Annotated in this window: 18 protein-coding genes; 9 read left to right on the forward strand and 9 right to left on the reverse strand. The window is 63.0% G+C overall.

The genetic code is table 11. The features are described 5' to 3' along the window. Positions 1-188 precede the first annotated feature (188 nt). The 3 genes from ACF8GF_RS08220 to mfd are packed head-to-tail and all read right to left on the reverse strand — an operon-like array spanning position 189 to position 7,542. The gene (locus tag ACF8GF_RS08220; protein WP_176684850.1) at positions 189-3,506 is read right to left on the reverse strand and encodes an SNF2-related protein; all 3,318 of its coding nucleotides are present in this window, start codon (positions 3,504-3,506) and stop codon (positions 189-191) included. Between the two features lie 4 nt (positions 3,507-3,510). Beyond that, positions 3,511-4,083, reverse strand: a complete 573-nt coding sequence (locus ACF8GF_RS08225) for a CsiV family protein (RefSeq protein WP_176684851.1) — start codon at positions 4,081-4,083, stop codon at positions 3,511-3,513. Positions 4,084-4,092: 9 nt separating this feature from the next. Beyond that, positions 4,093-7,542 (reverse strand): transcription-repair coupling factor, encoded by a 3,450-nt coding sequence (gene mfd / locus ACF8GF_RS08230; protein WP_176684852.1) that lies wholly within the window; start codon positions 7,540-7,542, stop codon positions 4,093-4,095. Positions 7,543-7,709: 167 nt separating this feature from the next. Between mfd and ACF8GF_RS08235 the strand changes: the two genes are divergently transcribed. The 3 genes from ACF8GF_RS08235 to sthA all read left to right on the forward strand — a co-directional run bounded on the left by ACF8GF_RS08235 (position 7,710) and on the right by sthA (position 11,950). Further along, positions 7,710-9,173: a glyceraldehyde-3-phosphate dehydrogenase gene (locus tag ACF8GF_RS08235; RefSeq protein ID WP_176684853.1), complete on the forward strand. Its 1,464-nt coding sequence runs from the start codon at positions 7,710-7,712 to the stop codon at positions 9,171-9,173. Between the two features lie 179 nt (positions 9,174-9,352). Further along, positions 9,353-10,351 carry an FAD:protein FMN transferase gene (locus ACF8GF_RS08240; RefSeq protein ID WP_209964643.1) on the forward strand — a complete coding sequence of 333 codons (999 nt, stop codon included), beginning with the start codon at positions 9,353-9,355 and terminating at the stop codon, positions 10,349-10,351. Between the two features lie 204 nt (positions 10,352-10,555). Further along, positions 10,556-11,950 (forward strand): Si-specific NAD(P)(+) transhydrogenase, encoded by a 1,395-nt coding sequence (gene sthA, locus ACF8GF_RS08245; protein WP_176684855.1) that lies wholly within the window; start codon positions 10,556-10,558, stop codon positions 11,948-11,950. Positions 11,951-11,998: 48 nt separating this feature from the next. On the opposite strand, the gene ACF8GF_RS08250 is transcribed toward sthA, so the two are convergent. Beyond that, the gene (locus ACF8GF_RS08250; protein ID WP_176684856.1) at positions 11,999-12,715 is read right to left on the reverse strand and encodes a glycerophosphodiester phosphodiesterase; all 717 of its coding nucleotides are present in this window, start codon (positions 12,713-12,715) and stop codon (positions 11,999-12,001) included. A gap of 31 nt (positions 12,716-12,746) precedes the next feature. Further along, the gene (locus ACF8GF_RS08255) at positions 12,747-13,331 is read right to left on the reverse strand and encodes a PilZ domain-containing protein (RefSeq protein WP_176684857.1); all 585 of its coding nucleotides are present in this window, start codon (positions 13,329-13,331) and stop codon (positions 12,747-12,749) included. A 93-nt stretch (positions 13,332-13,424) separates the two neighbouring features. Here ACF8GF_RS08255 and ACF8GF_RS08260 point away from each other — a divergent pair, with 93 nt between their 5' ends. The 3 genes from ACF8GF_RS08260 to ACF8GF_RS08270 are packed head-to-tail and all read left to right on the forward strand — an operon-like array spanning position 13,425 to position 16,668. Continuing rightward, positions 13,425-14,675, forward strand: a complete 1,251-nt coding sequence (locus tag ACF8GF_RS08260) for a lipoprotein-releasing ABC transporter permease subunit (RefSeq protein ID WP_176684858.1) — start codon at positions 13,425-13,427, stop codon at positions 14,673-14,675. 7 nt (positions 14,676-14,682) lie between these two features. Beyond that, positions 14,683-15,366 (forward strand): lipoprotein-releasing ABC transporter ATP-binding protein LolD, encoded by a 684-nt coding sequence (gene lolD / locus ACF8GF_RS08265; protein ID WP_392488162.1) that lies wholly within the window; start codon positions 14,683-14,685, stop codon positions 15,364-15,366. A gap of 60 nt (positions 15,367-15,426) precedes the next feature. Continuing rightward, the gene (locus tag ACF8GF_RS08270) at positions 15,427-16,668 is read left to right on the forward strand and encodes a lipoprotein-releasing ABC transporter permease subunit (protein WP_392488161.1); all 1,242 of its coding nucleotides are present in this window, start codon (positions 15,427-15,429) and stop codon (positions 16,666-16,668) included. A gap of 39 nt (positions 16,669-16,707) precedes the next feature. Here ACF8GF_RS08270 and cinS read toward each other — a convergent pair whose 3' ends face one another. Together cinS and cinR are read right to left on the reverse strand one after the other, a co-directional pair. Continuing rightward, positions 16,708-18,060 carry a two-component system sensor histidine kinase CinS gene (cinS, locus tag ACF8GF_RS08275; RefSeq protein WP_392488160.1) on the reverse strand — a complete coding sequence of 451 codons (1,353 nt, stop codon included), beginning with the start codon at positions 18,058-18,060 and terminating at the stop codon, positions 16,708-16,710. Beyond that, entirely contained in the window at positions 18,057-18,737 is a 681-nt protein-coding gene (gene cinR, locus ACF8GF_RS08280; RefSeq protein WP_176684862.1) for a two-component system response regulator CinR, read from the reverse strand. The genes cinS and cinR overlap by 4 nt, the downstream gene beginning before the upstream one ends. Before the next feature lie 201 nt (positions 18,738-18,938). Here cinR and ACF8GF_RS08285 point away from each other — a divergent pair, with 201 nt between their 5' ends. Both ACF8GF_RS08285 and queF read left to right on the forward strand, forming a co-directional pair. Next, the gene (locus ACF8GF_RS08285; RefSeq protein ID WP_176684863.1) at positions 18,939-19,448 is read left to right on the forward strand and encodes a plastocyanin/azurin family copper-binding protein; all 510 of its coding nucleotides are present in this window, start codon (positions 18,939-18,941) and stop codon (positions 19,446-19,448) included. 68 nt (positions 19,449-19,516) lie between these two features. Next, positions 19,517-20,347, forward strand: a complete 831-nt coding sequence (gene queF, locus ACF8GF_RS08290) for an NADPH-dependent 7-cyano-7-deazaguanine reductase QueF (RefSeq protein ID WP_392488159.1) — start codon at positions 19,517-19,519, stop codon at positions 20,345-20,347. Positions 20,348-20,377: 30 nt separating this feature from the next. Here the strand turns inward: queF and ACF8GF_RS08295 are convergent, their stop codons facing one another. After that, positions 20,378-20,641, reverse strand: a complete 264-nt coding sequence (locus tag ACF8GF_RS08295; protein ID WP_003248815.1) for a DUF4404 family protein — start codon at positions 20,639-20,641, stop codon at positions 20,378-20,380. A gap of 122 nt (positions 20,642-20,763) precedes the next feature. After that, complete coding sequence (locus ACF8GF_RS08300) at positions 20,764-21,327, reverse strand: phosphonoacetaldehyde phosphonohydrolase-related protein (protein WP_176684865.1); 564 nt, start codon at positions 21,325-21,327, stop codon at positions 20,764-20,766. Positions 21,328-21,528: 201 nt separating this feature from the next. Here ACF8GF_RS08300 and ACF8GF_RS08305 point away from each other — a divergent pair, with 201 nt between their 5' ends. Next, positions 21,529-22,236, forward strand: coding sequence for a VacJ family lipoprotein (locus tag ACF8GF_RS08305; protein ID WP_176684866.1), 708 nt, complete (start codon positions 21,529-21,531; stop codon positions 22,234-22,236). Positions 22,237-22,265 lie beyond the last annotated feature (29 nt).

Genomic DNA, 22,265 nt, shown 5'->3' on the forward strand with positions numbered 1-22,265 from the left:
CGGGTAAACCCGCGCCTACGACGGCCTGCGTCCAACCTCCGATGTGTGCCCACCACCCATTGCGTTGTAGGAGCGGGTTTACCCGCGAATACGGTAGCGGCGGCAACGGTGAGCGGCAGGTGGAGATTGGTCAGCAGGCCCGGCCCTTTCGCGGGTAAACCCGCTCCTACGCTCCATCCCCCTTTGGCCTACCGCCCGCGCTTTCCGGGCAACGGCGCAAACAGGGCCTCGATTTCTTCATCGCCAAGCCGCCATTGCCCAGCCTGCCCGCCGTCCAGCAGGCTGGCTGCCAGTGCTGCCTTTTCCTGCTGCAGCAGCTGGATCTTCTCTTCCACCGTACCCCGGGTAATCAACTTGAACACGAACACCGGCTTGTCCTGGCCGATGCGGTAGGCACGATCGGTAGCCTGGTTTTCGCTGGCCGGGTTCCACCAGGGGTCGAAGTGGATCACGGTGTCCGCTGCCGTCAGGTTCAAGCCAACGCCCCCCGCTTTGAGGCTGATCAGGAACACTTCGCTGTTACCTTGCTGGAACTGCTGCACTGGCGTGCGACGGTCGCGAGTGTCACCGGTCAGCAGGCTGTAGCGGATCTTGCGCTTCTCGAGTTCCTGCTCGATCAGCGCCAGCATCGAGGTGAACTGTGAGAACAGCAACACCCGGCGCCCTTCGCTGAGCAGTTCTTCGAGCATTTCCAGCAGCGCCCCCAGCTTGCCCTTGTCGGCCTGGTTGCCTTTGCTTTCTACCCCCTTGACCAGGCGCAGGTCGCAGCACACCTGGCGCAGCTTGAGCAACGCGTCGAGGATCACGATCTGGCTGCGTGCGGCGCCATTGCGGGCGATTTCATCGCGGACTTTCTGGTCCATGGCCACTCGCACGGCCTCGTAGGTATCGCGCTGTGCATCACTGAGCTCGACCCAGTGCACCATCTCGGTCTTGGCCGGTAGCTCGGTGGCCACCTGCTCTTTGGTGCGACGCAGCAGGAACGGCCGGATGCGGCTGGCCAGGTGGGTCATGCGCTCGCTGTCACCGTGGCGTTCGATCGGGTTGCGGTAATCCTGATTGAAGCGCTTCAGGTCGCCCAGCCAGCCAGGCATCAGGAAGTGGAAGATCGACCACAGTTCGCCCAGGTTGTTTTCCATCGGCGTGCCGGTCAGGCACAGGCGCTGGCCGGCCTGTAGCTCGCAGACGGCGAGGGCGGCCTTGCTGCTACTGCTCTTGATGTTTTGCGCCTCGTCCAGTATCAGCATGTGCCAGGCCTGGGGGCGCAACTGTTCGAGGTCGCGTGGCATCAGGGCGTAAGTGGTCAGGACCAGATCGTACTCATGGAGCTTGGTGAAGTACTTGCTGCGCCCCGGCCCATGCAGTGCCAGGACGCGCAGGTCGGGCGCGAAGCGCTGGGCTTCGTCCAGCCAGTTGGGTATGAGGCTGGTTGGCATGACCACCAGGGCCGGTGTACTCAGGCGCCCGGATTGTTTCTCCAGCAGCAGATGGGCCAAGGCCTGCAGGGTCTTGCCCAGGCCCATGTCGTCGCCGAGGATGCCGCCGGTACCCATCTCGCGCAGGGCCTGCAGCCAGTTCAGGCCTTGCTGCTGATAAGGGCGCAAGCTGGCCTGCAGCCCGGTGGGCGGTTCTACCTGCAGGTCGCGGGCATCGCGCAGGCGGCGACCCAGATCGCGTACATGCTCGCCACCTTCCCAGTGCAGGGGCAGGCCTTCGATTTCGTTCAGGCGCGCGGCGTCGGCGCGCTCCAAGCGCAGGGACGGGCCTGCCGTGTCCTCATGCAAGTAGAGCTCGCCCAGGGTGCCCATGACGGCCTTGATGCGGCCGTAAGGCAGGGCGACGCGCAAAGCGGGGGCATCGAGACGGCCGCGGTTGAGGTCGATCAGCAGGTGTTCATCGTCACTGCGCCGGGCCAGTTCGCTAGGGCGTAGCAGCTCCGGGCTGCTGCGCAACAGTTGCAACACGATCGGCAGCAGGCTGTGGCGCTGGCCATCGACCACGATGCCTAGTTCCAGGTCGAACCATTCATGGCCGGGCGCTTCGTTGATGGTCGCATACCAGTCGTCCACCTCCTGCAGGTTGAAGGCGAAGTCGCGGTGAATGTCGATGTCCCAGCCGGCTTCGCGCAGGCGCGGCAGGCCTTCGCGGGCAAAGTGCAGCCAGGCTTCGTCGTCCGGCAACTGGTACATTTCGCCGGCGCTGTCGGGTAGGGCCTTGCTCTGGCGTGTGGCGGGTTTGAAACCGAAATCGCGCAGCATCTGGCGCAGCGCCTGCTCGGCTTGAGTCTGGCGGCGAATGCGCTGGCTGGTGCTGCCCGCCAGGCGGGTCAGCGGCTTTTCGTCGGTGCCGCTGGCCTGCAAGCCGTCATAATCGAACGCCAGTGCGGCGCGATGTTGCATTTGCCGCTGCATGCGACCGGTTTTTGGCATGTAGGCGGTGTATTCAAGGCTGCCGAGAGCAAGAAGGGGCTTTGGCTGGATGTTATCGAGCAGTTGCTCCTGCACTTGCGTCGGCGTCGGCACCTTGTGGCTGAGGGCATTGAGCTTGTGGCTCAAGGGTACGACAAGGTGTTCCGGTACATCGGGTGCGATGGTCAGCTGAACGGCGACGTGCGGATCCAGGCTGTGTTCGACCTTGCCCACTTCACGGGTCAGCAGGTTCAAGTAGTAAAGCGGCAGCAGCGGGATGACGCAGCGCAGCGTCTCTTCGCCGCTGTACCACCGCCCCCGGTAGTTTCCGTTGTCCAGGCGTACCCAGCGAAACTCGGCATGGCGCACCGGGCCTTCGTGAAGCAGGGGGAAGTCGGTATCGAAGAACATTCGCCCGGTTTCGAGGGCGCGCTGGAACAACTCACCACCTTCGTGGCCCTTCAGTCTGTAGCCGCGATCCTGGCCGCCACCCTGATTCAGGGCCGAGAGCAGACGCAGAATGCGGGTGTCTTCGTCTGTTACGAAGCGCGGTGGCTCGTAGAGAAAATCGTAAAGTGACTGGACGCGGCTGAAGCGGATGCCATCCTCCGTACGCGTGCCCTTGCGGACAAGCAGGGCGCAGCCGGCATCGTCGGTGAGCTGGAGCTGATAGCACACCATGCGTCCACGCTTGTCTTCGGTAGCGTCGGCTTTGGGCGGGGCCTGCTCCAGGCCGCTCAACCAGTGCTGCAGTTCGGCGGACAAGGTGCCCGGGTTGGCTTGCGTTACCTCACTGTTGGAAAAGCGGTCGCTCACGCAGAAAAGTGCAGCGGCGCAATGCTTGCAGTTGTGTCGTACCGGGCAATCGCATTCGCCGCGCACATGGCACCGGCCGCCCGCAACGTGCAACTCGATGTGTTGCCGGTAGTGGTTGTTGCCGCTTCCCTGGCAATTGGCCGTTATGCTCTGCCCATGAATGCCTTCCAGTTCGACCCTGCCTTCCTCGGCATAGCGCTCACCGCGCTGCAGGGTGGCCTTGCTGAATGATTGAATCCAGTTCGGATAGGCGTTCACCATCTCGGCAGCATCGTGCTTCATGGGCTTACTGCTCCATCATCTCCGGGTCCATCACTGGCATTTTCGGCGTGCCCGGTGGTGTCACCTTCAGCAGCACTGCCAGGTGCCCACCGTCGAGAAAGGTCAGCTGGCCGCCCTTGACGTTGCTGTTGCTCTGCCTGAACTGCTCGCTTTGCAGCACGTTGCCGTTGCCATCCAGCTGGTTGACCCAGAAGTTGGCCTCGACTGTGATGAAGCGGCCTTCAGCGATGCTCAGGTTGCCTTCGATAGGGAAGTGCCCGAACTGTTCGGTGCCTTCGCCCACGGCGATGCGGCTGGGTTCGCTGCCCACCTGCTGCTGCCAGGCTTTGTGCATGAGCACGGTGTAGTCGGCTGTGGCTGCCAGGCGGGTGGCTTCATCTTCCAGTGCCAGGCGGTGCTCGGCGTCTTTGCTCAGGCGTGGGGCGCCAGCGCTCCAGTCTTCGGGGGCGAACGGGCTGGTGAAGGCGGGCACGCTGTTCTGCCGCACCAGAATCATTTCTACCTGATACAGGCCTTCGCCGAAGGCAGCCGGGGCGAACAGCGCCAGCAGCAGGGTCAGGCAACGGATGGCACGCATGGGTCTTCCTTAGGCAGGCTGTGGGGTCAGGCGCTCGAACAGCGCCTCCAGGGTATTGAAACGTTCGTCGGGGCGTTCCATCGGTACCAGGAAGCGGAACTGGGTAGCGCCTTCGAACTTGTAACGTTTGGGCTGGCCCTGGATCAGCTTGATCAGGGTCAGTGGGTCGACCGGGGTTTCGGCTTCGAACTCGAGCTTGCCACCGTTGGGCCCCGCATCGACTTTCTTGATGCCGAGCTTTTCCGCGTGCAGCTTGAGCGACGTCAGGCGCATCAGGTTCTTGGTCGGCTCCGGCAGCAACCCGAAGCGGTCGATCATCTCGACCTGCAGGTCCTTGAGGCCTTCCTCGTCGGCAGCCGAGGCAATGCGTTTGTACAGGATCAGGCGCGCATGCACGTCAGGCAGGTAGTCTTCGGGGATCAGTGCCGGCAGGCGCAGGTTGATCTCCGGGCCGCCGCCCAGTGGCTGCTCAAGGTTCGGCTGGGTACCTTTACGGATTGCCTTGACCGCACGCTCGAGCATTTCCATGTACAGGGTGAAGCCCACCGCCTGGATCTGCCCGCTCTGGCCTTCGCCCAGCAGCTCGCCGGCCCCGCGGATTTCCAGGTCGTTGGTGGCCAGCACGAAGCCTGCGCCCAGGTCTTGCGTGTTGGCGATTGCCTCCAGGCGCTTTTCGGCGTCGGCGCTGACCTTCTGACGGGTAGGTGTGAGCAGGTAGGCGTAAGCCTGGTGGTGGCTGCGGCCAACCCGGCCACGCAGCTGGTGCAGCTGGGCCAGGCCGAACTTGTCGGCGCGCTCGATGACGATGGTGTTGGCGCTGGGCACGTCGATACCGGTTTCGATAATGGTCGAGGCCACCAGCACGTTGAAGCGCTTGTGGTAGAAATCGCTCATCACCTGTTCCAGCTCGCGTTCGCGCATTTGCCCGTGGCCGATGCCGATGCGTGCCTCAGGCACCAGTTCGGCAAGGTCGGCGGCGCATTTTTCGATGGTTTTCACATCGTTGTGCAGGTAGTACACCTGGCCACCGCGCAACAGTTCGCGCAGCAGCGCCTCCTTGACCGTGCTCTTGTTCTGCTCCATGACGAAGGTGCGCACCGACAGGCGGCGTGCTGGCGGTGTGGCGATGATCGACAGGTCGCGCATGCCCGCCACCGCCATGTTCAGCGTGCGCGGAATCGGCGTGGCAGTCAGGGTGAGGATGTCGACCTCACTGCGCAGCGCCTTCAATTGTTCTTTCTGGCGCACGCCAAAGCGGTGCTCTTCATCGATGATGGCCAGGCCCAGGTCTTTGAAACGCACGTCGTCCTGCAACAGCTTGTGGGTGCCGATAAGGATGTCGATCTTGCCTTCGGCTAGGTCCGCGGCGGCGGCGGCCACTTCCTTGGCCGACTTGAAGCGGCTCATCACTTCCACGGTCACGGGCCAGTCGGCAAAGCGGTCGCGGAAGCTGTTGTAATGCTGCTGGGCAAGCAGGGTGGTGGGCACCAGTACGGCCACCTGACGGCCACTGTGCACGGCGATGAACGCTGCGCGCATGGCCACTTCGGTCTTGCCGAAGCCCACGTCGCCGCAGACCAGGCGGTCCATTGGCTTGGGTGCCAGCATATCGGCGCGCACGGCCTCGATGGCGGCCTGCTGATCCGGGGTTTCCTCGAACGGGAAGCCGGCGCTGAAGGTGGCGTAGTCGACGGACGGGTCGGCAAACGCGTAGCCCTTGCGTGCGGCGCGGCGAGCATAGATGTCGAGCAGTTCGGCGGCCACGTCGCGGACCTGTTCGGCGGCCTTGCGCTTGGCCTTCTGCCAGGCCTCCGAACCCAACCGGTGCAACGGTGCCAGGGCGTCGTCGCTGCCGGTGTAGCGGGCGATCAGGTGCAGGTTGGCCACCGGCACATACAGCTTGGCGTTTTCGGCGTATTCCAGCGTCAGGAATTCGGCGGCCTGGCCGTCGATTTCCAGGGTGGCCAGGCCCAGGTAGCGGCCGACGCCATGGTCGATGTGCACCACCGGCGCACCTTCGCGCAGCTCGGTGAGGTTCTTGATGACCGCGTCGTTGGCGGTTTCGCCGCGCTTGTCACGGCGCCGGCGCTGCATCACCCGCTGGCCGAACAGTGGGCTTTCGGCAATCAGGGCCAGGCCTGGGTCGTCCAGCAGCAGGCCGTCGTCCAGCGGGGCGATGGTGATCGCCAGGCGCTCGGCACCGGTAATGAAATCGTCCCAGCCTTCGACGGTCTGTGGGCGCAGCTTCAGCCGTTCGAGCAGTTCCAGCAGCACTTCACGACGGCCTGCTGATTCGGCAGTGAACAGTACGCGGCCGGGGAACTGGTCGAGGAAGTTGGCCAGCTCGGCCAGCGGCTGGTTGGCCTTGGCCTCGATGGCCAGGTTGGGCAGGGCGCGCGCCGGGAAGCGCTCGCGGCCCGCGCCAGGGTCGAGCGCTTCGCTGCTGACCACCACCCGGGGCCACTGCTTGAGCTGGGCGAAGCAATCTTCCACCGGCAGGAACAGCTCGGCCGGCGGCAACAGCGGCCGGCTGAGGTCGCCGCGGCGGTCTTCATAACGCCCGCGCACGTCGTTCCAGAAGTGCTCGGCGGCCTGTTCCACACCGGGTAGCGAGAACACCTGGGTGTCGGTCGGCAGGTAGTCGAACAGGGTCGAGGTTTCTTCGAAGAACAGCGGCAGGTAGTACTCGATACCGGCGGGGATGATGCCGCTGGCCAGGTCCTGGAAGATTGCACTGCGGCGGAAGTCGACGTCGAAGCGCTCGCGAAAACGTGCCTTGAAGCGGGTCACTTCTTCCTTCTGCATCGGGAATTCGCGTGCTGGCAGCAGGCGCACCGAATCCACCTTGTCGATCGAGCGCTGGGTCTCGGGGTCGAAGGTGCGCAGCGTCTCGATCTCGTTATCGAACAGGTCGATGCGATAGGGCAGTTTGCTGCCCATCGGGAACAGGTCGATCAGTGCACCGCGCACGGCGAACTCGCCATGCTCGTAGACGGTGTCGACACAACGATAGCCGCTGGCCTCCAGGCGCGTGCGCATCTGCTCCACGTCGATGGTCTGGCCCACATCCAGCACCAGGCTGCTGCCCAGCAGAAAACGCGTGGGCGCCAGGCGGTGCAGGGCGGTGGTGATCGGCACCACGAGGATGCCGTGGCTCAGCTCCGGCAAGCGGTACAGGCTGGCGATGCGCTGGGAGATGATGTCCTGGTGCGGCGAGAACAGGTCGTAGGGCAGGGTTTCCCAATCGGGGAACGGCAGCACGGGCAGGTCCGGGGCAAAGAAGCGCAGCTCCTGCTCCAGACGGTCGGCGGCCTGGCTGTCGGCCGTCAGCAGCAGGGTGAAGCGGCCAGCGCTGCTGGCGGCTTCGGCGATGGCAAGGCTGAGGGCGGCACCGGGCAGGTTGCCCCAGGTTTGTTTGCCGGCCGTGGCCGACATTTGCGGTAGGCGCAGAACTGACACGGGAGATTGCACTCCAAGCGTTGCGGCAAAGAGACCGATTGTACCGGTGACCGTGTCGGCTGTCAGGCTCGAAAGGGCATGAGCACTGGCTTGTGTCGCTGCGACAGGCACTCATTGCCGGTTCCGCGTTGGGGCGTCATAATGTAGCCCCTTTTTTCTGTCCCTACATGTGGAAGGTTCCCGTGACTCAGAAGCCCGACCAGTGTCTTGGTGAGTGGATTGATCGTGAAGCCCTGGCTGAAGCGATGATCCCGCTTATCGGTCAGCTCTACCGCAATAACAACGTGGTGAGCTCGATTTATGGCCGCAGCCTGATCAACCGTTCGGTTATCTCGATCCTCAAGGCGCACCGCTTTGCGCGCCACCGCCAAACCGACGAAACCGAACTGTCCGTCCACGAGACATTCCCCCTGCTCAAGGCCATGAGCGAGCTGAAACTGGGCGCCGCATCGGTCGACCTGGGCAAGCTGGCCAACAAGTTCAAGCAGGAAGGCAATGGCCGCACTGCCGAGCAGTTCGTCCGTGAAGAGCTGGCCGACGTGGTTGGCCAGCAGAACGCGTCGGCGCGCAAAGGCACCGACGTTGTCCTGTACGGTTTCGGTCGCATCGGCCGCCTGCTGGCGCGCATCCTGATCGAGAAGACCGGTGGTGGTGACGGCCTGCGTCTGCGTGCCATCGTCGTGCGCAAGGGCGCCGAAAACGACCTCGTCAAGCGTGCCAGCCTGCTGCGCCGTGACTCGGTGCACGGTCCGTTCGATGGCACCATTACCATCGACGAAGCCAACAACACCATCACTGCCAACGGCAACCTGATCCAGGTTATCTACGCCAAGAACCCGAGCGAAGTCGACTACACCCAGTACGGCATCGACAATGCGCTTATCGTCGACAACACCGGTGTCTGGCGTGACGCCGACGGCCTGGGCCAGCACCTGGCCTGCCCGGGTGCTGCCCGCGTGATCCTCACCGCACCTGGCAAGGGCGCGCTGAAGAACATCGTGCACGGAATCAACCACGGTGACATCACTGCCGATGACAAGATCATCTCGGCGGCCTCCTGCACCACCAACGCCATCGTGCCGGTGCTCAAGGCCATCAACGATCAGTACGGCATCGTCAACGGCCACGTCGAAACCGTTCACTCGTTCACCAACGACCAGAACCTGATCGACAACTTCCACAAGGGCAGCCGCCGTGGCCGTGCCGCGCCGCTGAACATGGTAATCACCGAAACCGGCGCCGCCACCGCTGCTGCCAAGGCTCTGCCAGTGCTGAAGGGCAAGCTGACCGGCAACGCCATTCGTGTCCCGACGCCGAACGTTTCGATGGCCATCCTGAACCTGAACCTGGAAAAGGCCACCACCCGCGACGAGATCAACGAGTACCTGCGCCAGACCGCCATGCACTCGGAGCTGCACAAGCAGATCGACTACGTGGCTTCGCAGGAAGTGGTTTCGACCGACTTCGTGGGCTCGCGCCACGCCGGTGTGGTTGACGCAGAGGCGACCATCGCCAACGACAACCGCGTTGTTCTGTACGTCTGGTACGACAACGAATTCGGTTATAGCTGCCAGGTGGTTCGTGTGATGGAAGACATGGCCGGTGTGAACCCGCCAGCGTTTCCACGCTGATTCGCTTGTAAGGCAATGAAAAAACGGGAACCTTCGGGTTCCCGTTTTTTTTATTCTGAATGTGTGTTGTCAGTGCTGGCCCTTTCGCGGGTAAACCCGCTCCTACAGGATTATCACTGCCCCTGTAGGAGCGGGTTTACCCGCGAAGAGGCCAGCACCGGCAACCGAGAAACCCTACTGTGCGCACAGCCCTACTGTTCATTCTGCTGCTACTCACCGCCTGCAACCAGGGCCCCACCCTGGAGCGCCTGGGTGGCCCGACCATGGGCAGCAGCTACAGCATCCAGTACGTCCGCGAGCCTGGTGGTCCGGTGCCAGCACAGGTGCAGAGGGCGGTTGAAACCATCCTGCATGACATCGACCACCACTACTCGACCTACCGCGGCGATTCCATCGTCAGCCAGTTCAACCGGTTACCCGCCGGCCAGTGCCTGGCCCTGCCGCCCGATATGCTTGAATTGGTCAGCCTCGGCCAGCACCTTGCCGAACAGAGCGATGGCGCTTTCGATCTCACGGTGGAGCCTTTGCTCGACCTGTGGGGCTTCGGCCCTCAGGCCCGTCACGAGCAGGTGCCCGAACCACAGGCACTGGCCCAGGTACGCCGGCGTGTGGGTTACCAGCACCTGCGCGTCAAAGGTCGAGCCCTGTGCAAGGATGCCCCGGTGCAGCTCGACTTCAACAGCATCGTCGCCGGCCATGCTGTCGACTTGATCGCTGCGCGCCTGCAGGCCATGGGTGTCAGCAGTTTTGTTGCCGAGGTCACTGGCGAGTTGAAGGCGGTTGGCCGCAAGCCTGACGGCGGCCCTTGGCGCATTGCCCTGGAACTGCCCCGCGAAGACCGGCAGGTCGCCCGCCAGATCATCCCGGTCAATAGCCTTTCAGTATCAACCTCGGGTGACTATCGGCACTATTTCGAGCAGAATGGCCGGCGCTATTCGCACACCTTCGATGCCCGCCTCGGGCGACCGGTCGAGCATGACCTGGCGGCCGTTACGGTGCTGGACGCCTCAGCACTGCAGGCCGACGGCTATTCGACGCTGCTGCTCATCCTGGGGCCGCAGCGAGGCTGGGATTTTGCCGTGGCGCATGACCTGGCGGCGGTTTTGGTGACTCGGGCGGAGGGTGGCTTCGTCTCCCGAGCTACGCCCGCGTTCGAACGGGCAGTGAAAGGCCAGTGAAAGCACAAGCAGGGATGATTGCCGCCAGGGAATGGGTGAAGCATATGTAGTGCGGGCGAAATTGGCCTACGACGCGACCAAGGGTTAATGTGCGCGGCGTTCAGGGTTGATTAGACTGCACCCGAATTTTCTCATGGCGCCCCGGCGGCATGATCGTGCCCCGCGAGCGACCGTGGCTTGCGGGCCAGTTCTGAAGGAGTACGCATGGCTGTCTACAACTACGACGTAGTGGTGCTGGGTTCCGGCCCGGCCGGTGAAGGCGCGGCAATGAACGCCGCCAAAGCAGGGCGCAAGGTAGCGATGGTCGATGACCGTCGCCAGGTCGGTGGCAACTGCACCCATCTGGGTACCATTCCGTCCAAGGCACTGCGTCACTCGGTGCGGCAGATCATGCAGTTCAACACCAACCCGATGTTTCGTGCCATCGGTGAGCCACGCTGGTTCTCGTTCCCGGACGTGCTGAAAAGCGCCGAGAAGGTCATCGCCAAGCAGGTGGCATCGCGCACTGGCTACTATGCCCGTAACCGCGTCGACGTGTTCTTCGGCACCGGCAGCTTCGCCGACGAGCAAACCGTGGAAGTGGTGTGCCCGAACGGGGTGGTCGAGAAACTCAACGCCAAGCACATCATCATCGCGACTGGTTCGCGCCCCTACCGCCCGGCCGACATCGACTTCCACCACCCGCGCGTCTACGACAGCGACACCATCCTCAGCCTCAGCCATACCCCGCGCAAGCTGATCGTGTACGGTGCCGGCGTGATCGGTTGCGAATACGCTTCGATCTTCAGTGGCCTGGGCGTATTGGTCGAGCTGGTCGACAACCGTGGCCAACTGCTGAGCTTCCTCGATTCGGAAATTTCCCAGGCACTGAGCTACCACTTCAGCAACAACAACATCACCGTGCGTCACAATGAAGAGTATGAGCGCGTCGAAGGTTTGGATAACGGGGTGATCCTGCACCTCAAGTCGGGCAAGAAGATCAAGGCCGACGCCTTGCTGTGGTGCAACGGTCGTACCGGCAACACCGACAAGCTGGGCCTGGAAAACATCGGCATCAAGGTGAACAGTCGCGGCCAGATCGAGGTCGACGAGGCCTACCGCACCGCCGTGCCGAACATCTATGGCGCCGGTGACGTGATCGGCTGGCCAAGCCTGGCCAGTGCGGCCCATGACCAGGGCCGGTCGGCCGCTGGCAGCATTGTCGACAATGGCAGCTGGCGCTTCGTCAACGACGTGCCGACCGGTATCTACACCATTCCGGAGATCAGCTCGATCGGCAAGAACGAGCAGGAACTGACCCAGGCCAAGGTACCGTACGAAGTGGGTAAGGCCTTCTTCAAGGGCATGGCGCGTGCGCAGATCGCCGGCGAGCCGCAGGGTATGCTGAAGATCCTGTTCCACCGCGAAACCCTGGAAATCCTCGGCGTGCATTGCTTCGGCTACCAGGCTTCGGAAATTGTCCACATTGGCCAGGCGATCATGAACCAGCCAGGTGAGCACAACAACCTGAAGTACTTCGTCAACACCACGTTCAACTACCCGACCATGGCCGAAGCCTATCGGGTAGCTGCCTATGACGGCCTGAACCGGCTTTTTTGAGCGGCTCCGACCGGTGGCCTGAGCCGGTCGGAGAGACCGATTTCAACCCTACCCGAGGGTGGTCTTGGCCAAACCGGGAAAGTCTGTAATCAGGCTGTCCACACCAAAGTCAGCCAGCCGGCGCATCAGTGCCGGCTCGTTGACCGTCCACACCGACACATGCAAACCCTGGCCCTGTGCTTTGAGCAGGCGCTCGGGGGTGCACAGTGTCCAGTTCAATGCCAGCAGCTCGCAGCCATAGTTATGTGCCACCTTCAGCGGGTCGAGCCAGGCGTATTCGGCCACCAGCCCGCGCTTCACGTCTGGCACCAGTTCCAGGGCGGCGCCCAGTACTTCGCGTGAACTGGAGGTGATGGTCACCTTGTCCAGCAGGCCATATTGCTGGGCCAGTTCACGGATCGCCAGGACAGTGGTAGCCGCACGGGTGCGCGAGGCGCTTTTCACTTCCAGCTGCCAGTGCTCGAACGGGCATTTTTTGAACAGCTCTTCCAGTTTCGGGATCGGGCAGGGCTGCACATGGCCCGGGCCGCCTTTGCGGGCATCGATCATGACCAGTTCGGCGGCCGGGTGCTCGACTACTTTGCCGCGCCGGCCAGTGGTGCGCTTGAGGGTGGGGTCGTGGATGACCATCAGTTCGTTGTCGGATGACAGGTGCAGGTCCAGCTCGCAGCGGGTCACGCCATGTGCCAGGCATTGCTGAAAGCTTTTCAGGGTGTTCTCGGGTGCTTCGCCCTTGGCGCCGCGATGGCCGTAGATCAGGGTCACGTTCGTTCCTTCAAATCAGGGAAAAATTGGCTCAGGAGGCGGGGTCGTTCAGTTCCAGCTGCTGGCGCCGTTGTTGTTGCTGGCGCTGCAGGATGTAACGGGCCAGCAGTTGTCGTTGGGCGTCGGTCATGTCGATGAACTCGGTGCCGACCTCGAAGCCGCCCTCCGGGCGAGGGTCGCAATGGCTGACTCTGCCGCGCAGCAGCAGGCCATGGGCGCGCGGCATCAGCACCATTTTCACTTTCACCCGGGTACCGGGGGCAATCGGTGTGGCTTGGACGGATTCGATGCCGCCTTCGGAAATGACCACCGGTAGTGGCTCGCCGACTTCGCCAAGCAGGGTTTGCGCAACCACCGCGCTGAGCAAGTCGAGGCGCTTGCTCTGTGCTCGCAGGAAGGCGGCGAGGGTGCGGTCCTTGTCGCTCAGCTGGCGCAACAGGTGTTGCGACTCGAAGTCTGACAGGTGCAGCTCGCTGAGCAGGTTGAATAACGGCGAATCATCTTGCAACACATCTGGCTCGAGGGCTTCGGCCGCGCTAAGGGGGCTTATTTGAAGTGCGATCCGATCTTCGATGCGGTAGTATTCGCGGCGATCTTCTTCGTCTAATGTCGTCATGGCGAACCCAAGGTAGCGGCGGTGGTCCGAGTGTAAAGCCGCCGTAGGCGCCTCGCCACAAGGACGTTCCCTTTCATCCGAACAAGCCCCGACATGTTCAGACCTCTTTTCGCATTCATCGGCACGCGTTATACCCGTGCCAAACGTCGCAATCACTTCGTCTCGTTCATTTCCCTGACCTCGATGATCGGCCTCGCCCTGGGCGTGGTGGTGATGATCGTGGTGCTGTCGGTGATGAACGGTTTCGACCACGAGATGCGCACCCGCGTGTTGGGCATGATTCCCCATGCCACGCTGGAGAGCGGCCAGCCCATTGCCGACTGGCAGGCCCTTGCCCAACAAGTAAAGCAGAATCCGCAGGTGGTAGCGGTTGCGCCGTTCACCCAGATGCAGGGCCTGCTGACCCATGATGGCAAGGTGCAGAAGGTGCTGCTCAATGGCATCGACCCCGCTCGCGAGCGCGAGGTGTCGATCATCGACAACTTCGTCCAGCAAGGCCGCCTTGACCAGTTGGCACCGGGCGAGTGGGGCATCATGATCGGCGACAAGGCGGCGGCCAAGCTGGGCGTTGCCATCGGCGACAAGCTCACCTTCGTCGCCCCCGAGGTCAGCGTGACCCCCGCCGGCATGTTCCCGCGCATGAAGCGCTTCACCGTGGTCGGCACCTTCCACGTTGGCGCGGGCGAGATCGATGGCTACCTGGGCCTGACCAATATCAGCGACCTGTCCCGCCTGCACCGCTGGAGGCCCGACCAGGTCCAGGGCCTGCGCCTGAAGTTCGACGACCTGTTCCAGGCGCCACGCGTAGCCTGGAGCATCGCCCAGCAGCTGGGCGACCAGGAATTCTATAGCCGCGACTGGACCCGTACCCACGGTAACCTGTACCAGGCGATCCGTATGGAAAAGGCCATGATCGGCCTGCTGTTGCTGCTGATCGTGGCGGTGGCAGCGTTCAACATCATTTCCACCCTGGTGATGGTGGTGAACGACAAGCGCGGCGACATCGCCATCCTGCGTACCCTGGGTGCCACGCCCGGGCAGATCATGCTCATTTTCATGGTTCAGGGCACGGTGATCGGGGTGATCGGTACCCTGATCGGCGCCGTGGTCGGGATCTTCGCGGCGCTGAACGTAAGCGCGGCGATCGCAGGCATCGAGAAACTGATCGGGCACAAGTTCCTCAACGCCGACGTGTACTTCATCGATTACCTGCCGTCGCAGATCCTGGCCCAGGACGTGTACATGGTCTGCGGTGCGGCACTGGTCCTGAGTTTCTTCGCCACCCTGTACCCGGCCTGGCGTGCGGCCCGCACCCAGCCTGCAGAGGCGCTACGTTATGAGTGAGTCGCGCATGAGTGATAAAGCCGTTCTGAGTTGCCGCAACCTGGGCAAGTCCTACGACGAGGGCCCGGAGTCGGTGCAGGTACTGTCCGGGCTCAACCTGGAGCTGCAGGCCGGTGAGCGGGTGGCCATCGTCGGCAGTTCCGGCTCTGGCAAGAGTACCTTGCTCAACCTGCTGGGCGGCCTCGACCGGCCGACCCAAGGCAGCGTATGGCTGGCTGGCGAAGAGCTGTCGGCACTGGGCGAGCGGGCCCGTGGCCTGCTGCGCAATCGTGAGTTGGGCTTTGTCTACCAGTTTCACCACCTGCTGCCGGAGTTCACCGCCATCGAGAACGTGTGCATGCCGTTGCTGATCGGCCGAACGTCCATCCCCGAGGCCCGGGAGCGTGCCGAGGCGCTGCTCAAGCGGGTAGGCCTGGGTCACCGCTTGAGCCACAAGCCGGCCGAACTGTCCGGCGGCGAGCGCCAGCGCGTGGCGATTGCCCGGGCGCTGGTCAACCGCCCCGGCCTGGTGATGCTCGACGAGCCGACCGGCAACCTCGACCACCATACCGCCCAGGGCATCCAGGAGCTGATGCAGGAGCTGTCCGGTGCCTCGCGCACGGCATTCCTGGTGGTCACCCACGACCTCAACCTGGCGCGGCAGATGGACCGTGTGCTGAAGCTCGACGATGGCCACCTGGTGGCCATCTGATCGACTGCCGGGGTGGCAGGTGCTGCCCCGTTTTCCTGTTTTCATTGGGTGATTTCGTACATGTTCAGACCCTTGCCCATCTTTATCGGCGCGCGCTACACCCGAGCCAAGCGTCGCAACCACTTCATTTCGTTCATCTCGATGACTTCGATGATCGGCCTGTCGCTGGGCGTGCTGGCGATGATCGTGGTGCTGTCGGTGATGAACGGCTTCCAGCGCGAAATGAGCTCGCGCATTCTCGGCCTGGTGCCGCATGCCGCCATCCTTGGCCTGCAGCCGCTGGACGATTGGCACAAGGTGGCCGATGCAGCCATGAAGAACCCGGCGGTGATGGCAGTGGCGCCGATTACCGAGATGGAAGGCATGCTGTCGTACAAGGGCGCCATGCAGCCGATCCAGGTGGGGGGTATCGACCCGGCCGAGGAGGGCAAGGTTTCCATCGTTGGCCAGCACATCGTCCAAGGCCGCCTGCAGGGCTTGCAGCCAGGTGAATTCGGCGTGGTCATCGGCGAGCTGACCGCACGCCGCTTCCGTCTGAATACCGGCGACAAGCTGACCTTGATCGTGCCGGAAATCAGCAAGGAACCGGGTGGCATCACCCCGCGCATGCAGCGCCTCACCGTGGTTGGCATCTTCAAGGTCGGCGCCGAGCTGGATGGGTCGCAGGCCTATATCCATGTTGCGGATGCCGCCGAGATGCAACGCTGGGCGCCAGGCCAGGTGCAAGGTGTGCGGCTGAAGCTGCACGACCTGTATGCCGCTCCGCAGGTGTCCAAGGCGATTGCTGCCGGGCTTGGTGACGCTTACCGCGCCGATGACTGGTCGCATACCCAGGGCAGCCTGTTCAGCGCCATGAAGATGGAAAAGACCATGATCGGTCTGCTGCTGATGATGATCATCGCGGTGGCGGCGTTCAATATCATCGCCACCCTGGTGATGGTGGTGAACGACAAGGGGCCGGACATTGCCATCCTGCGTACCTTGGGTGCCACGCCGGCGCAGATCATGGGTACGTTCATGGTCCAGGGCAGCCTGATCGGCATTGTCGGCACGCTGATTGGTGGCGTACTGGGCGTGATTGCGGCGTTCAATGTCAGTCAGATTGTCGGTTGGCTGGAGCGGGTGAGCGGGCAGCACATCTTCACGTCGGATGTGTATTTCGTCAGCAGCTTGCCGTCGCAGTTACAGTGGGGGGATGTGGTGATCATCTGCACCGCCGGCCTGGTGATGAGTTTCCTGGCGACCATTTACCCGGCCTACCGGGCGTCGCAGGTGCAGCCGGCGATTGGCCTGGCGGTTTGATGCTTGCCTGAGATCCTGGGGGCGTAAAGCGCCCCAGGGTTACCGATCTTGAGTGAAGTCGATCACGAATCGGGTCCACCCACCCTCGCACTCCGCCCGTATGCACCCGCCATGGGCCTGCACGATCGACCGGGTAATCGCCAAGCCCAGCCCTGCATGCTCGCTGCTGCCTTCCCGCCGAGCCGGGTCCACCCGGTAGAACCGGTCAAACAGCCGCGGTAGCGCCGCCGGGTCGATAGCCAGCCCGGTATTGGCCACGTTAATCGTCGGTCCCGGCCCCAAGGTTACCTTTATCTGTCCTCCTGCCGGCGTGAAGCGCATGGCGTTGTCCAGCAGGTTGGACAGCGCCCGGCGCAGCATATGCTGGTCACCGAGCAGCACGGCTTCACCCTCGCGCAGCATTTGCACGTCGCTGTCTTCGGCCAGCGGCGCATAGTACTCCAGCAGCGCATCCATCTCGTCATGCAGCGCCAAAGGCGCGTGGCCCGGTACCAGCAGGCCGTGGTCGGCCTTGGCCAGAAACAGCATGTCGTTGATCATCTGCGCCATCCATTGCAGTTCTTCCAGGTTGCCATGCAGCGCCTCGCGGTATTCTTCGAGGCTGCGTGGGCGGGTGAGGGTGACCTGGGTGTGGGTCAGCAGGTTGGACAGCGGCGTACGTAACTCGTGGGCGATATCGGCGGAAAACGCTGACAGGCGCTGGAAGGCATCGTCCAGGCGCTGCAGCATCGCGTTCATGCTGCTGGCCAGTTCGGCCAGTTCTTCGGGCATCTGCGCCACCGGCAGACGGGTGGTGAGGGAGCGCGCTGACACGCTGGCGGCCACCTGGCCCATCTGCCGCAATGGTCGCAGGCCGCTGCGGGCGGCCCAGGCACCCAGTAGTGCGGTGGTTAGCGCCGACAGGCCGACCGTCAGCCATATCAGCCGTTGCATGCCTTGGAGGAAGTGCTGGTGGTGGGTGATGTCGAGGTACAGGGTCAGTCGCGGCGACTGCATGGCGCTCTGCATCAGGGGTACGGACAGGCTGCGGTAGTCGATGCCTGGCGCATGCAGGGTGGCCAGCCCGGTGGCCTGCGCTGCAAGCGGCAGCCCGCTGCGGCTTTCGAACCAGGTAACGCCATTGCTGGCGCTGATACGCAGGGCCAGGTCTGCCTGGTGACTCAGTTCATCGTGCAGGGCAGGCAGGCGGGCCTGGAGTTCATCAGCCGTGCTGACGCCAGCCAGTTGCGTACGGAACAATGACAGGCGCGAGTCCAGCAGTTGTTGGTCGAGCTCGATGAAGTGCTGCTCGCTGGCCCGGCTGAATAACAGGCCGGCGCCCAGCGAGACGGTGGCGGTGCAGGCGGCGAACAGCAGGGCCAGGCGGCTGCCGAGGGAAATCCGGCGCATCACTCGGTGCGCTCTTCAAGTACGTAACCCATGCCGCGTACGGTGTGGATCAGCTTGTTGGGGTGCGGGTCGTCGATCTTCAGGCGCAGGCGGCGGATGGCCACTTCGATCACGTTGGTGTCGCTGTCGAAGTTCATGTCCCATACCTGCGAGGCGATCAGCGATTTTGGCAGCACCTCGCCCTGGCGGCGCAGCAGCAGTTCAAGGAGTGAAAACTCCTTGGCGGTCAGGTCGATGCGCAGCCCGGCACGCTCGGCACGGCGGCGGATCAGGTCCAGACGCAGGTCGGCCAGGCACAGGGTGGTGTCCTGGCTCGGGCTGGTGCCTCGGCGCAGCAGGCTGCGTACCCGGGCCAGCAGTTCGGAAAAGGCGAACGGCTTGACCAGATAATCGTCGGCGCCCAGTTCCAGACCATGCACACGATCCTCGACGGCGTCGCGGGCGGTCAGGAACAGCACTGGGGTATCCAGGCCAGCCTGGCGCACGGCCTGAAGGATCTGCCAGCCGTCGCGGCCGGGCAGCATCACGTCGAGGATCAGCAGGTCGTGGTCGCCAGTCAGGGCGAGGAACTGGCCGGTCTCGCCATCGGTAGCCAACTCGGTGGCAAAGCCGGCCTCGCTCAGGCCTTGGCTCAGGTACTGGCCGGTGCGGGCCTGGTCTTCGACGATCAGCAGTTTCATGCACTGTCCATAATCTGAAAGTTAGCGTAGCCAATGGGCGTTGTTTTACCCTGCTAGCACAGGAGCAATGTGATGGCTGAAATGATACGTGACGATGTGCCCGCTCGCCCAAGCTGACAAAGTTGTAATGTGCCTGTCAGGTAGCTGCCAGTCGCCCCCGGCTAACGTGGCTTCATCCCGATTGTGTAACCCGGAGTCATCATGAAACACCTGCTCATTGCCGCCACCCTTGCCCTGGGTAGCCTGCCGGCTGTTGCTGGCCAGGCGCAGACCTTCGCCTTTGGCGAGCCTGCCCCGGCAGCCAAGGCCACCCGTACGGTCAACGTGGTGCTCAAGGACATCGCCTTCGAGCCCAAAAGCCTGCAGGTAAAAGCCGGCGAGACGGTGCGCTTCGTGCTGGTCAACGAGGGCAAACTGCCGCACGAATTCAACCTGGGCGACAAGGCCATGCATGCCGAACACCAGAAGGAAATGGTCGCCATGCAAGGCAAGATGTTCACCCAGGCCATGAACCACGAAGGCATGGATCACGGCAAGATGATGAACCACGGTGACGGCCATGGTCACGGGGCTGGCAATACCGTGCTGGTCATGCCCGGCCAGCGCGCCGAGCTGACCTGGACCTTCCGTCAGTCGGCACCCATCGAGTTTGCCTGCAACGTGCCGGGGCATTACCAGGCGGGTATGGTCGGGGCATTGACCATTGAGTGACTGGCCCTGCAAGGCGGGGTGCAAAACCGTTAGACTAGAGGTAAATCCGAACCTCTAGGTCAGTTTCCATGCATCCCGCTGCCGAACATTCCCCGCTGGGCAAGTCCAGCGAATACATCGCCACCTACTCCCCGGAACAGCTGTTCCCGATCCCGCGCACTGCCAAGTGGGCCGAGCTGGGCGTCACTGCACAGACGTTGCCCTGGCAGGGTGTGGATTACTGGAACTGCTTCGAGCTGAGCTGGCTGCTGCCTTCGGGCAAGCCGGTGGTGGCGATCGGCGAGTTCGCCATCCCGGCTGACTCGCCAAACATCATCGAGTCCAAGTCATTCAAGCTGTACCTCAACTCGCTGAACCAGACGGTGTTCGCCTCGCTGGGCGAGTTGCAGGCATGCCTGGAAAAAGACCTGTCCTCCGCTGCCGGCAAGCCGGTGGGGGTGAAGGTTCGCACGTTGGCCGAGGTTGAAGCCCAGGGGGTGGTGGCTTTGCCGGGGCAGTGCATCGATGCACTGGACGTGGCCATCAGCAACTACGAGCAGCCACAGCCAGAGCTGTTGCGCTGCAACCCGGAGCGGATGGTGGAAGAAACCCTGCACAGCCATCTGCTGAAGTCCAACTGCCCGGTCACCGGCCAGCCGGATTGGGGCAGCGTGGTGGTCGAGTACAAGGGGCGGGCACTGGACCACGCCAGCCTGCTGACCTATCTGATCAGCTTCCGCCAACATGCCGACTTCCATGAGCAGTGTGTGGAACGGATTTACCTGGACTTGAAGAATCTGCTGCAGCCGGAGCACCTGACGGTCTATGCGCGCTATGTGCGCCGCGGTGGGCTGGATATCAACCCGTACCGCAGCACCGGGGCGATCAGCCCGGATAACAAGCGCCTGGTTCGGCAGTAATACAGGGGCCGCTTTGCGGCCCCCGTTATTTCAGATCCCCATGCTGTGCAGCGAGTTGGCAATGCTGCGCAGGGTGGCTGTGAGGTCGGGGTGGTCGGCCTCGAAGCGTTCGATCGCCAGGTTCACGCCGTCCACCAGGTTGTTGTCTGGCGTGGCTTCTTCAAGTTTCAGTTGCGCCTCGATCTGGCGCGCCTCTTCGTGCAGGGCAGCCAGCTCTTCTTCCGAAAGCGGTACGTTGCGGTCCAGTTGCTCGCGCAAGCTGTTCAGGCGCTCTTGCAATTCGCGGGCAGGCATTGGTTATTCTCCATCAATGGCTTGGCAAGCCATGGACCTCGGCGACGTGGCAAAGGTTCTGGCCTGTCTTCAGGGTAATCTACCTGCTGCCGATTTGCATGATCCGCGTCAAGGCTGCTGTATCAGGGTTTTTCACCCTTGCGTCGGCGCTGGGCGATGTCCTGCAGGCAGGTGTCCAGCGCTTCCAGATGGTCGATCACCGAGTGCACGCCCAGGCTGAACAGCGCCAGCGTCGCCTTGCTGCGTGCCAGATCCTGCTCTTGCGGGCCCAGGGCTTGCCATTGTGCAGAAGTGCGGTCGCATAACGGGCTGCAGGCGGCCAGGCCTATCGTCCACAAGCCGGCGTTAAGGCCAGACTGCAGCAGGCGCGGGTCGCCGCTGACCAATACGCAGCCATCCAGGCGCTCGCTGTCCAGCGCCATCAGTGCCTGCCAGCAAGCGTTTGGCGCTGGCCAGGGCACGCCGTTGACCGCATGCCCTGGCAGCCAGTCGGGCAGCACATGGGCCAGGTGCTCGCTTTGCGTGGTATTGAGGTCATCCAGCCAGATGCACGGCACTTGGCGCTGACGCAGGCTGGCAAGCGTGGCCAGGGCGCCGGGGGCGGGGGAGGGAGCGCCATTGGCGGCCTGCACCAGGCAGCCGCGCAAGCCGAACAGTACAGCAGTGAAGGCAGGCGCAGTGTCCATGGCAACTTCCCCCAAATAGTTCGCAGGCTATGCGTTGATTGTTACCGTCCTGTGACACCGCCCGCTGTGCAACAGTTGTTCACAAAATATTGAGCAAAAATGTGTAAGGCTGTTTATCAGCCCGCAAGTCTCTATACTGCCGCCTTGATAGCAGCGCGACCTGTTGCGCTTGCGGCCGAGAAATTCGATGGAGAAACATCTATGCGTAGGATCGGTGCCAGTGTGATCGAACGAGTCACCCAGGCCTGTGTCTGCGCCAGCATGCTGCTGGCGCCCGTGGCTGCCACCCAGGCCGCCACCGAGGAAGATCCCTGGGAAGCGGTCAACCGCCCGATCTTCCGCTTCAACGATACCCTCGACACCTATGCCCTCAAACCATTGGCCAAGGGCTACCAGGCGGTCACTCCCCAGTTCCTCGAAGATGGCATCCACAACATCTTTCGCAACCTGGGTGACGTGACCAACCTGGCCAACAACGTGTTGCAACTCAAGCCGCATGCGGCGGGCGTGGATACGGCGCGGTTGATCGTCAACACCACCTTCGGCCTGGGTGGCTTCTTCGATGTGGGTACCAAGATGGGCCTGCAGCGCAACGACGAGGACTTTGGCCAGACCCTGGGCTACTGGGGGGTGCCGAGCGGGCCGTATGTGGTCATCCCGCTGCTGGGCCCAAGCACTGTGCGTGACGGCGTGGCCAAGTACCCGGACACCTACACCAAACCCTATCGCTATATCGACCACGTGCCTACGCGCAACTCGATCTTTGCGCTGGACGTGATCGACACCCGCGCCAGCCTGCTCTCGGCCGAAAAGCTGATTCAGGGTGACAAGTACATCTTCATTCGTAACGCCTACCTGCAGAACCGCGAGTTCAAGGTGAAGGATGGCGAGGTCGAAGACGACTTCTGACTTGTGAACCCGGGGCCGCAACGCGGCCC

It is taken from the genome of Pseudomonas sp. yb_5 (genome assembly GCF_043103865.1).
GTDB lineage: Bacteria > Pseudomonadota > Gammaproteobacteria > Pseudomonadales > Pseudomonadaceae > Aquipseudomonas > Aquipseudomonas putida_Y.